Annotated in this window: 10 protein-coding genes; 8 read left to right on the forward strand and 2 right to left on the reverse strand. The window is 47.9% G+C overall.

Going from position 1 to position 12328, the window contains the following annotated elements:
- Positions 1-401 (forward strand): YheC/YheD family protein (locus AC1DSE_RS19570; RefSeq protein WP_477528059.1); only part of this gene is annotated, 401 nt, incomplete at its 5' end.
- Positions 402-607: 206 nt separating this feature from the next.
- Here the strand turns inward: AC1DSE_RS19570 and AC1DSE_RS19575 are convergent.
- Positions 608-2278, reverse strand: a complete 1671-nt coding sequence (locus AC1DSE_RS19575; RefSeq protein WP_477510779.1) for a PucR family transcriptional regulator — start codon at positions 2276-2278, stop codon at positions 608-610.
- 218 nt (positions 2279-2496) lie between these two features.
- Here AC1DSE_RS19575 and AC1DSE_RS19580 point away from each other — a divergent pair, with 218 nt between their 5' ends.
- The 6 genes from AC1DSE_RS19580 (at position 2497) to AC1DSE_RS19605 (ending at position 9402) form a co-directional block, all read left to right on the forward strand.
- Positions 2497-3258 carry an ABC transporter ATP-binding protein gene (locus AC1DSE_RS19580; protein WP_339206353.1) on the forward strand — a complete coding sequence of 254 codons (762 nt, stop codon included), beginning with the start codon at positions 2497-2499 and terminating at the stop codon, positions 3256-3258.
- Positions 3259-3365: 107 nt separating this feature from the next.
- Entirely contained in the window at positions 3366-4154 is a 789-nt protein-coding gene (locus tag AC1DSE_RS19585) for an ABC transporter permease (protein WP_477510790.1), read from the forward strand.
- Positions 4155-4211: 57 nt separating this feature from the next.
- On the forward strand, positions 4212-5285 hold the full coding sequence (locus AC1DSE_RS19590; RefSeq protein ID WP_477510780.1) for an ABC transporter substrate-binding protein: 1074 nt from the start codon (positions 4212-4214) through the stop codon (positions 5283-5285).
- A gap of 205 nt (positions 5286-5490) precedes the next feature.
- Entirely contained in the window at positions 5491-6864 is a 1374-nt protein-coding gene (locus AC1DSE_RS19595) for an allantoinase (protein WP_477510781.1), read from the forward strand.
- 28 nt (positions 6865-6892) lie between these two features.
- Positions 6893-8179, forward strand: a complete 1287-nt coding sequence (gene allC / locus AC1DSE_RS19600) for an allantoate deiminase (RefSeq protein ID WP_477510782.1) — start codon at positions 6893-6895, stop codon at positions 8177-8179.
- Positions 8176-9402 carry a pyridoxal-phosphate-dependent aminotransferase family protein gene (locus tag AC1DSE_RS19605; protein WP_477510783.1) on the forward strand — a complete coding sequence of 409 codons (1227 nt, stop codon included), beginning with the start codon at positions 8176-8178 and terminating at the stop codon, positions 9400-9402. The genes allC and AC1DSE_RS19605 overlap by 4 nt, the downstream gene beginning before the upstream one ends.
- Positions 9403-10314: 912 nt before the next feature.
- On the opposite strand, the gene AC1DSE_RS19610 is transcribed toward AC1DSE_RS19605, so the two are convergent.
- The gene (locus AC1DSE_RS19610; protein ID WP_477510784.1) at positions 10315-10983 is read right to left on the reverse strand and encodes a PDDEXK family nuclease; all 669 of its coding nucleotides are present in this window, start codon (positions 10981-10983) and stop codon (positions 10315-10317) included.
- A 153-nt stretch (positions 10984-11136) separates the two neighbouring features.
- Between AC1DSE_RS19610 and AC1DSE_RS19615 the strand changes: the two genes are divergently transcribed.
- A protein-coding gene (locus AC1DSE_RS19615; RefSeq protein WP_477528060.1) for an IS3 family transposase occupies positions 11137-12281 on the forward strand; the annotation gives its coding sequence in 2 pieces (ribosomal slippage) (positions 11137-11431 and positions 11431-12281; 1146 coding nt in all).
- Positions 12282-12328: the final 47 nt, after the last annotated feature.

Raw genomic sequence — 12328 nt, forward strand, 5'->3', positions numbered from 1 at the left:
GGGTTTGGGAGGCGACGGGAACTTTGGGCAGAGTAGCTCATCCTCGGAAAATTGTAACGAATGGCAGTCAGGGAGGAACGATTTATCCAACAGGGTATTTGCTGAGGCGTTATATGAGTGCGCCAGTGAGGCGGCGTATGTTGAATGGGATGGATAAGCTTGGCGTTCTCACCGCAATGAAGCTCCACCAGACGTATCCCGGCATTAAGGAATTAGGTGTCGATCTTGCGCTTGATCGCGAGCTTAAGCCATGGATACTTGAAGTTAATACGCTGCCTGATCCATGCCCGTTCTTACTGCTTGATGACCAATCGATGCTTCGGAAAATCGTACGCTACGGCAAGGCATACGGAAAAACCTACAAGCTGAACTGTAAAAAGGCGAAGCGCGGGGTTAGGTAGAGCGTTGCGGGTGGGCAAGCTCGACTAACCGCTTTAAGGGCGCGGATGCTCTAACAGCACATAAGTGCCAGAGTTAGCACCTAATAAGCACATATATATGCATATTAGGTGCAATTGGCATAAGATCAGCTCGAAATCTTGCTGGTAAGCACAAATATGCCCTTACAGCGTGGAAAGTAATACGAGTCGAGTGCTCAAGTTTGCACTTAGTCTGTCATGAACATCAACTGCATCGAAAATGCGGTGCGGAAGCGAAGGCTCTCCACGGGATCTCGCAAATCGCGGCCGGTGAGCCTTTCGCATTTTTCGAGGCGATAGGTGACGGTGTTGCGATGCACGAACAGCTGCTTTGCCGTTTCGGCAAGCTGACAATGCGTATCGTAGAAGGTGCTGAGCGTTTTCATTAAATCGCTGCGCTCCTTGCCTTCAATGCTTAATAAATCCTTGAACGTCTCCTCGTAATATTCCTTGAGCTCCTCCTTTGGGATCATCCGCAGCAAGTTGCTGAAATCTTTGGCGCGGTAAGGTTGGACAAACTGCTTCTTTCGCGCGTCGTAACCTGTTTGCAGCGCTTCGATCGCTTCCTTATAGGATAAAGGGACTTGTGTAAGCTGTGATACCGGATTCCCGATGCCAATCGAGATGGGGATGCCGTGCTGCTCGCTTAGGCAAAGCACCATTTGCTTCAGCTGCCCTAAAAACTTATCTTCGGTGCCTTTGGCAGCATCTTGATTTGCCTTAAGTGCGATAAGGAAGCAGAAGTATTCGTTTTTCGTAAAAAGTACAAAACGCAAATCAAGCTTCGAAAACTCGCTTTTCAGTACATTGTAATGGCGGTCGCGCTCAGATATAAAGCGGCCATCAGATTCGAGTGCGCTTGGCGGACGAAAAGAATCAAAAGAGGTATCGCGCTTAGCGACAATGCTGACGTAAACGGGATGATTCAACAAATCATAGTTTTTGCTGCGATGAATAAGCTCTTGCTCAGAGGTAATGAGGCCGTCAACAAAGTCGGAGAAAAACTCATTTTTATAACGCCGCGACCGCTCTTTGACCGCTTGCTTCTTGATAAGCTCGAGTCCGATGACGTTGGCGGCTTGTTCCATTGCATGTTTCGTTAAGTTGCTGAAGTGTTTGCTGCTGTCGCTCGTCAAAGCGACCAACAATCCTTCTAGCTGAAAGGTAACAATCGGGTACAGCTCAACAGCTGTAAAAGGTGCGCCAATGAAAGTTGGAGAAGTAAATGGGATGCTATAAGAGCTGTGCAGCGAGGGTGAGATCAGCTCTGCTTGAAGATCGGACGACAATGCAAGATACAAATCCGTTGTCATAGCGTTTGAACGATGTAGAAGTCCGCCTTGTGGATTGATCAGCATAACCGGGGAGTCGATAAGTAGCGACAACGCTTCGATGACGTCGACGGTGCTTTTGCCCTGCATAATCATTTGTGAAAACTGTTTATGTGTCGTCAATGCATAATGCAGCTCATCCGTGCGCTTCTCCAAAATATGGCTAAGCGAGTCATTGCATATATCACCCAGCGAATGTGCCAGAGACAGCTCGATAATCGGGAAATGAAGCTTTTCCGCACACTGAAGCACATCGCTTGGCACCTCCTGCAAAAAACGTTTGGTCTTAATCGCTAGACCGGCACATCCGAACTCAGCCATGCTTTTGACGAGTGAGAGCAGAGCCTCTGGTTGATCCTTCATCGCATAACCGGTCGTGAGAAGCAATTCCTGCGGTTTCAAATAGTTAATAATATCTGGAGCGTCCATGATGTTGACCGATTGGACGCTATTTGTCATGCCGTCATGTCCGGCAAGTATTTTTGCATTCGCATATACCGGGAGAGATAAGAGTTCTTTTAGGAGCATAACCACACCGCCAATGCTTTTTATGTTAGATTATATGACACAATATATCATCTATGCAGCGGGGTGTAAATATATGATTGTGCGGATTATGCAAGGAACATGGGATATTTTTAGCTACTATGCACAATGACAATGACATGGATTCGGATTATGATGTAGCTACAAAACAATTTTGTGTTATATAACCTGACAACAACAAGGGATTGGGGTTGGTACAAATGAAATTAGTGGTGAATCAGGTTGGGAAAAGCTTTGGAAGCAGAACGATTTTGAAAAATGTAGATCTTACAGTTAACTCGCATGAGTTTATTTGCATACTTGGCCATAGCGGATGCGGCAAATCGACGCTGTTAAATATGATTGCGGGTTACCTTCTGCCTGATGATGGTGCGATTACCGTAGATGGAGAAGAAATTAAGGGGCCTTCCAAGTCGAGAGGAATGGTATTTCAGGATCATGCCTTATTCCCTTGGATGACCATAAAGGACAACATTGCCTTCGGCCCAGAAGTGCAGAAGATGCCAAAAGCACAGGCGAAGGAAACCGCAATGGAGTTTCTGAAGCTGGTAGGGCTGGAACAATACGCCGGACATTATCCTGGTGAATTGTCGGGGGGTATGAAGCAGCGGGTAGGCATTGCAAGGGCGCTTGCGAGCAAGCCGGACATTTTGCTAATGGATGAGCCGTTTGGCGCACTGGACGTACTGACGCGAGAGACGATGCGAGTAGAGCTGCAAAAGATTTGCAGTCAGCTCAAACCAACAATCCTGTTCGTGACACACAGCATAAGCGAAGCGGTTTATCTCGCGGATCGTGTTGTCGTGATGAAGCATGGTGAAATTGCAGAAATTTTCGAGGTCGGAATTAAACATCCGCGATCTTCCCATTCTGCTGGTTTTGGCGAAATGATGAGCCGCATTGAACGGGTTCTTATGGATGAGGAGCATCTGGAGCTAGCGCAAGCAAAGGTGGGGTCATAATGAACGGAGCCAAATTATCTACCGTGAAGGACACAGGAAGCATGCAGGCCTCACGGACGGGGACGACGGTAATAAGCAAGCAGACGCGAGGCAAACGGCCATCGGCAATGAATCAGTTTTTTCAGAAATATAACATCCTCCCATCCATAATGTTTTTCGTTTTTTGGGAGCTGTTCTCTAGAGTGAATGAAACGGCAAAGTTTTTTAATCCGAACTTTCTTCCTGCACCGACCATGCTGCTATCGGAGGGCTGGGAGCTCGCGAAGACGGGGATTATTACAGACAGCTTGATCTCTAGTACGATTCGAATTGCGCTTGGCTTTGTTATCGGAAGTGCGGTGGCGGTAGGGGTTGGCGTCATCATGAGCAAGTTCAAAACGGTTGAACGATGGTTTTCACCCATTCTCAACTTAGTTGGCCCGATTCCGACCTTGGCGCTGCTGCCCTTGTTTATTATCTGGTTCGGGATCGGCGAGTTTCCGAAGGTTCTGCTTATTGCGTGGACAACGTTTATCCCGGTGCTGGTGTATACGCTGGACGGATTTAAGTCGGTGCCTTCCACGCTGATCCGATCTGCGCTCAGCTTGGGTGCGACGGAGCGGCAAATTTTCACGAGAGTGATGCTGCCGTCAGCCATTCCGAATTTCCTCGTTGGCGCGCAGGTGAGTCTGGGCTTATCCTTCTCGGCGCTCATCGTCTCCGAGATGATGGGGGCCAAATCAGGGCTTGGCTACATCATCGTAGATGCGAGAAATTATTTTAAAATATCGAATATGTTCATTGCCATCATTCTGATTGGCCTAGAATATAGCTTGTTTTCTTACCTGCTGAAGCTGGTTGAGAAGAGGGTAATGGCTTGGCGTAAAGGCGGACTTCGAGATGCCATCGAGAAGTAACGCTACATACGAAGCTGAAGCAGTACAACTAAAAAGAGATAAGTGGAGGGAATACCAATGAAAAAATCGGGAAAATGGTTTAAATCTGCAATTGTCCTTACGTCGTTAACTTTTGTGCTTGCTGCGTGCGGCGGCAACGAGAAGGCGCCAGCAAATGCAAATGCAAATGCGCCGGCATCCACTGAGCTTGAGATGAAAGATCTAACGCTAGTTGGTGTTCGTGATGCACAAATCTCATCGCAGCAAATTATTGCCGACAAGCTTGGTTATTTCAAGGAAGAAGGGCTTAATGTAACGAGTCAACTGATCGAGAGCGGGCCGGATATCGGACCGATGGTTGCCGGCGGCAGCGCACCTGTAAGTATTCAAACGAACTTTATGGATATTATTTTGAAATCAACAGACATTCCGGTCAAAATCATTGCGCCGCTCGCACAAATTGCTGGCACGCAAGCGGTTGTAGGTTCAAGCAAGCTTGAGTTGAAGAGCGCGAAGGACCTTGAAGGCAAAACGATAGGTATTCCAAGCGGTGCTGACGTTACGATTGCAATCAATAACATGGCTAAAGAGCTTGGTGTAGATGCAAGCAAAATCAAATATGTAAATCTTGCACCTAGCGACGCGGTTGTCGCTTTGGAGAAGGGTGACATCGATGCACTGGCTGCTTGGGAGCCGTTCATTACGAAGGCGATTCAAGGCGGCGGCAAGTTCCTCTTCAGCGGCACGAAGAGCGAGCTTCCTGACAAGCAAGGTGATGTGAATTGGATGAGCGTGCATACGACGATCCAAGTTTCCGATGATTTCCTTAAGAAAAACCCGAACACTTTAAAAGCTGTCCTGCGCGCTTTGAAGAAAGCGACGGATTATATCAATGACAACCGTGAGGAAGCGATTAAAACATTAGCGCCTGAGCTGCACCTTAGTGAGGAAGAGCTGACTCAAATCATGTCACGGAATGTGTATTCGATGGAAGTCAGCGATACTTATGTGTTTGGAAGCAATGGGCCTGCTGTCGGCGAGTATCTGAAATCAGTTGGCAACATCAAATCGATTCCTGCTTCAGCTTCCTATCATGATCTGAGCCTGCTGAAAGAGGTAGATGCAAGCTTGATAGTTACGGAACTGAAATAGAAGTAGAACTGAAATAGAAATAGAGTGCGGCTAAAACATGCTCATCTCCATAAGGAGATTTGTTTTACACAAATAGGTAGTTAATAGGGCCGCGGACCTCGTTGTCCGTGGTCTATTTCATTAGCAGCGCAGCTGCTTCGCGATTTGGCAGATTCGGCTCATAAACGGCATAAAAGTGACTGGGCAATGAAAGGCGGAGGGTGAGATGGTCGGTCGAGAGAAGCTGGATGTATTGATCAAAAACGGCAGCGTCGTATTGAAGGATGAAGTGCGAATGCTGGGCATAGGAATCAAAGCGGGACGTATTGTTGTGCTTGGCGAGAATCTCGATGATATAGAGGCGAATTTGGTAGTGGATGCAGCGGGCTTAACCATTATGGCTGGCATGATTGATGTACACGTCCATTTGAATGAGCCGGGCTTGGGAGAGTGGGAAGGCTTTGAGAAGGGGTCCGCTGCTCTCGCGGCTGGCGGCTGTACCACCTATATTGATATGCCGCTAAATGGCATCCCACCTACAGTCACTGTGGATGGTATGCACCAGAAGCTGGCGGCTGCAGAGGGGCGGTCCTATGTGGATTATGCTATCTGGGGCGGTTTGGTGCCTGGCAAGCTGCATGAGCTTGCGCCTTTGGATGAAGCCGGAGTGGTTGGTTTTAAAGCATTCATGTCATCGCCGGGTGATCCGAGTGAGGATGCGTTTCGAGAGGTGGATGATTATACGCTGTTCGAAGGCATGAAGATCATCGCGGGTCTCGGCAAGGTGCTAGCCCTTCATGCCGAAAGCGAGCCGATTGTTGCTAAGCTTGGTCAAGCGATGCGGGCGGAAGGACGATTGACGCCTGCTGACTATGTGGCCTCGCGGCCTATTATTGCTGAGCTGGAGGCTATCAATCGGGCACTCTTTTATGCGGAGCAAACGGGCTGTGCGCTTCATTTTGTTCATATTAGCAGCGAGGCGGGCATTAATCTGATTACGGCTGCGCGTGAGCGCGGGATGAACGTTACGGTTGAAACCTGTCCGCATTATTTAGCTTTAACAGCGGCTGATTTGGATCGTAAGGGAGCGGTGGCAAAATGCTCTCCGCCGCTGCGAGATGCCAAGGAGCGGGCGAAGCTGTGGAATGCCGTTGCCGAAGGGCGAGTGGATATGATTTCGTCGGATCATTCGCCTTGTCCAGCCTCGATGAAGGAGGCGGACAACTTCTTTGATGCTTGGGGCGGTATCGCAGGAGCGCAAAGCTCGGTAGAGCTCATTGTGGGAGAAGGCCATGTGAAGCGGGGGCTGCCGCTCACGCTGATCAGCGAGCTGCTGGCAAGCGGGCCGGCAAGACGATTTGGACTGCAAGATTCGAAGGGTGAAATACGCATTGGTGCAGACGCTGACCTTGTGCTGATTGATTTGAACAAGTCTTATACGCTGGAAGCGGAGCAGCTGTATCAACGTCATAAGCATAGTCCGTATGTCGGTGAAGAGCTTCATTGCAAAATAAAGGCTACCTATGTAAGGGGTCGCCTTGTCTATGAAGAATCGGAAGGGTTAAGCGAGAGTATGCAAGGCGAGTGGGTTAGGCAATAGGCTTAAGTTAATGGAAGGAGGAGCAGCTATGATGCGAAGTGTACTTTCCCATCCGAGAGAGAAGGAACGGCTATTATCGTATTTCGAGACGCAGGTTATGCAAGTATTAAATTGGCTGGCAACATATAGCCCGGATGAAGAAGGCGGCATAACGCGGCTGCTTTATACCGAGGGATGGCTGGAGACGCAGCAAGCGCTTGCGCTCAAAATGGAGAGCTGCGGTCTAACGACGGAGTTTGATAACGTTGGCAACTTATTCGGAAAATTACAAGGCGACGATCCGGATGCGCCTTCTATTATAACGGGCTCACATATTGATACGGTTATTCAAGGCGGGCATTATGACGGAGCCTATGGCATTGCGGCGGGTTTGCTTGCACTTGATTATTTGCAAAAGCAATTCGGCAACCCGAAGCGAACGCTGGAGCTTGTATCCCTCTGCGAAGAGGAAGGCAGCCGATTTCCGATGGCTTACTGGGGATCGGGCAGCATCGCCGGCAAACGAAACTTTGAGCAAATTGTTCATTTGCAGGATGCTCAAGATGTATTTTTTGCGGATGCGATGCAGCAATGCGGCTTTGGTGAAGGAACGGGCAGGGATAGCCGCCGTCATGATATTGGCGCGTTTATTGAGATCCATATCGAGCAAGGGGCGGTGCTGGAGCAGGAAGGCGTCGCTATCGGTGTAGTGGAAACAATTGCTGGCCAACGAAGATTGAAGTTTGAAGTCATTGGCGAATCGAATCATGCGGGAACGACTCCGATGCATATGCGCAGGGATGCGCTTGAAGGGGTTAGTGCGATGATTGGGGCGCTGCGTCAAGAGGCTATGCGGCTTGGATCGCCATTAGTGGCGACTGCTGGCAGGCTGCAGGTGTTTCCGAATGTACCAAATGTCGTTCCGGGAAAGGTTGTATTTACTGTAGATGCGCGTCATGCCAATGAACAGGCTCTCGATAGCTTTTGCCGCTGGATCGTACAGCGTTTTACGGCATTGGCAGGTGAGAGGCAGCTGCAGATTCAAGGGACGGAGTGGTTTAGGGAAGAACCGGTTCCGATGAATAATGTGCTCAAACAGCATATGGATCATATTTGTGGTGAAATGGGCATTTCTTCGAAACGAATGGTTAGCGGAGCGGGGCATGATGCACAAATGTTTGAGCATATTTGTCCGACTGCGATGTTATTTGTTCCAAGTAGACGAGGCATATCGCATTCACCGGAGGAGTATACAGAGCCACGGGAGCTTGCGGTTGGTGTACTCGTGCTGACAGAGCTGCTGTATCGACTAGGCTATGAGGGGGAAGAGCTATGAAGCTATACAAAGATTTGGCGCCATCACCGCGTACGATTATGACACCGGGTCCAGTCGAGGTGGATCCGCGGGTGCTGCGGGCGATGTCGTATCCGATATTGGGACAATTTGACCCAGAGTTTACGGCATTAATGAATGAAACAATGGAGATGCTGCGCCAATTATTTAAGACTGATAATGAATGGGCATTCCCTGTGGACGGGACGTCGAGGTCGGGGATAGAGGCTGTTCTCGTAGGCTTGATCGAGCCTGGCGATAAGGTGCTGGTACCGATTTATGGACGCTTCGGCCATTTGCTGACCGAGATTGCGAAGCGCTGCGGTGCTGAGGTTGTAACACTGGAGAAAGATTGGGGCAGTGTATTTTTAACGGAGGAAATAGTTAATGCCATAAAGGAGCATCAGCCTGATGTCGTAGCACTTGTGCATGGCGAGACATCAACGGGAAGAATGCAGCCGCTCGAAGGCATCGGGCAAGCGTGCAGGGAAGTGAATGCGCTCTTCATTGTGGACGCTGTTGCGACAATTGGCGGTATTGAGGTAGCGACTGATCGGCTGCTCATCGATGCGGTAATTGGAGGCACGCAGAAGTGTTTATCCGTACCGGCAGGCATGGCGCCGATTACGTACAATAAACGTGCAGAGGTGAAGCTGCTCAGCCGCAAAAAGGTTGAAAGAGGGCTGCTTCTTGCTGACGACGAGGATGACCCGCTGCTGCGCCCGATTCAAAGCAACTACTTGGATTTGAGTCAGCTGCAGGATTATTGGAGTCCGGCTCGGCTCAATCATCATACGGAAGCGACGTCCATGCTTTATGCGCTTCGTGAAGGGCTGCGGCTCGTGCTGGAAGAGGGGCTGGAGGCGCGTTTTGCACGGCATCGTGAGCATGAAGGAGCGTTGATTGCTGGTTTGGAGGCAATGGGCTTGCGTCTCTACGGCGACCCCGCCTGCAAAATGACCGTCGTTACTTGTATTGAAATTCCGGCTGGCATAGACGGAGAATCTGTACGTTCGATGCTGCTTGATCATTACGGCATCGAGATCGCCAGCTCCTTCGGTCCCTTGAAGGGGAAAATATGGCGCATCGGCACGATGGGCTACAGCTGCAGCAAGCGCAACGTGCTGCTTACGCTCGGCGCGCTGGAAGCCGTTCTGCTGCGACACGGTCATCAGTTGGAGGCAGGCCTGGCACTGCAGGCGGCTATGGATGTTTATGGGATGTAGATCAAACAGCTTGCTCCCTTGTATAAGGTGAGAGCAGGCTGTTTGTTTTGGATCAAGAGCAGTATGATTTGTAGATTTATTTTAGTTGGTGGGCTTTAGGTTCTGGCACTTTGGTCTTTAGGTTTTGATGTCTTTGCTCGTTAGGGAGCGGGCTGGCACTGCAGGCAGCTATGGATTTACATAAGATGTAGGTTAAATAGCATGCTTCTTTATTAAAGGTGAGTACGGGCTGCTAGATTTGAACCAAAAAGGAATGACTTATAGATTTTTTATTGGGTGAGTTTATGCTTTTGGACTTTGGTCCTTAGTTTTAAATGAATTTTCTCGCTATCCCGTACCGTGATTGTTGCGCGTTGTTGCTGACGGTTGATTACTATAGTCTATTTGGCTAACTAGTTGTATTGATGCGGCTATCCTGCACATTTGCAGTAACTTAAGCTAATTTAGGAGTAAAACCTCTCTATCCTGTATTTCTGCAGGAACTAGCTCGTAATTCGGTATTGCAAGCTTATAAATGAGATGCTATATGGTATAAATACAACATAGATGCTACGAATTAAGCTAATCCAGCCGCTATCCTGCATTTCTACAGGATAGCTTAATTCACAATGGTGATTAAATAGCACGATAATTAGCGCGATGCACTATTGTAGTTAACTAGCACAATTAAATAATGCAATCACTAGCGCGATGCACAATTGCAGTTAATTAGAGCAATTAACAAACGCAATCACTAGCGCGATGTACTATTGCAGTTAACTCGCACAATTAACTAACGCAATCACTAGCGCGATGCACTATTGCGGTTAACTATCATAATCAACTAAAGCAATCACTACCATAATTCACAATTCCGATTAGCTGTTTACTGGTGAAATGCAATACTGATCATGATTCCCTCACTACGCCCTATTAGAATAAGAGCTCAAGCGTGTCTTTTTTCAGCTCATAATATCTGATGGTTCTCCCTTTGGATACGGATTGGAGCCAACCTTTGTCAGCTAGTCCGGCAAGGAGCTTACGGGCTGTGCGGAAGTTGAGCTTCCACGCGTTGCAAACATCAATTGGGCGAATAGGGCGACCGAGCTGCCATGCGAGCAGGAGCAAATCTTTTTCAATTTTTGAAACGGGATTTATATTTACTTTTTGCAATAAATAAGGTCCGATAACGAGCTGAAGCAAAGAGCGGCATATTTCTGGTCGATCTTTAATATCGTCAAAAGAAAAATGGATCATTTTCCAGCCTAATGCAGTTAAGAAAGTGTCACGATTTAGTGAGTAGCTGAATTTCTCGCGATCCATGTCTTTGACATGAGACTGAAAACCGTCGCATTCTATATCAAAACGCCCAAAAGGCGGGAGAAACGCAAAATCAAGAAAATACGATTTGCGGTTCCGATCATAGACTTCATATTCTGGGTGCAGGTAATCAAAATTGCCGAATACCGGCCACCATACATTTTGAAGAAGGAGCTTCTCGCCATAGCTGTGTCCTCTTAATAATCTCGCTTTGCGTTCACCGCTTCTCTTTTCTAAATGTTTCTCAATAAAAAGCGTGTGCATATGTTCAAAAGTGTGCATGATGTGTTCCCTCCTTATATTTGGACAAAAAAAGAACGTCCCTTTGCCATGAGCAGAAGGGACTGACCCCATAACGTGAGACAAATCAAAACACCTTCAAGAAAATGCAACCATGTCGTAAGATATGGAGACAACCTTGGAGGTGTTTTTACGTTGGCAACAAGAGTAAGTTATCCAGTGGAAATAAAGGCAAAAGCAATTGAAATGAGAATAGCAGGSATACCGGTCAAAGAGGTAATGGAGCAACTCAACATACGAAATGAAACGCAGGTGAAAACTTGGATGCGATGGTATCGTAGCGGCGAGTTAAACCGTTTAGAGCAGCCTGTTGGCAAACAATACAGCTACGGTAAGGGACCTGAGTTTACCTCGGAACTGGAGCAAATAAAGGCGGAGAATCGGTTCTTAAAGCAACAAATAGATGTGCTAAAAAAGTACAAGGAACTAGAAAGGAGTTGTCACCAAAAATCATAGTTGAACTGGTTGAGTTGATTCACGGGGAAGTTACGATCACCAAAGCTTGTGCATGGCTGGGTGTGCCACGTGCTACCTATTACCGATGGAGARCAAAAAACGAAACTCGGCCATTGGAYAGCMTGGTTGAAGAGATTCGAGAACTCTGCACTGAGCATAAATTCCGTTACGGATACCGAAAGATTACTGCACTGCTTCGAAAAAAGYACAAGATTAATCACAAGCGCGTACAACGAATCATGCAATGTGAGCAGCTACAATGTCGAGTCAGAGTAAAGAAACGRAAGCAWACAGGGCAGCCTGCTTATGTAGCTGAGTACCTRTTAAAGCGGMAATTTCAAGCTGAAGCACCGATGCATAAACTCGTCACGGATATTACGTATTTACCATTCGGYGGAAAAATGATGTACCTATCGAGCATCCTCGATTTATATAACGGRGAGATYGTAGCTAGYAGTCTATCYGATACRCAAGAYACGGMCTTTGTYCTRGATACACTCAATCAATTRCCAGCTGTGCCTGGTGCGATCCTGCATAGCGATCAGGGYAGCGTCTACACGTCGCWGGGGTATCAGGAAGCTGTAAAAGGAAAAGGCATTACCATGAGCATGTCCCGCAAGGGAACGCCCGCTGATAATGCCCCCATTGAATCGTTTCATTCCACACTAAAGTCTGAAACGTTCTACCTCGAAGGGTTGACCCATACAACGACTGCAATCGTTGAACAGACCGTTCGAGACTACATCACTTACTATAACGCAATTCGTATTCAAACGAAACTAAATAACCAGTCGCCGGTTGATTATAGGCGATTGGCCGTTTAAACTTGAAAGGTGTTTTGATCCCTGTCTCACAAATGGGGGTCAGTCCC

The sequence above is a fragment of the Paenibacillus sp. 01L418 genome (genome assembly GCF_056400045.1).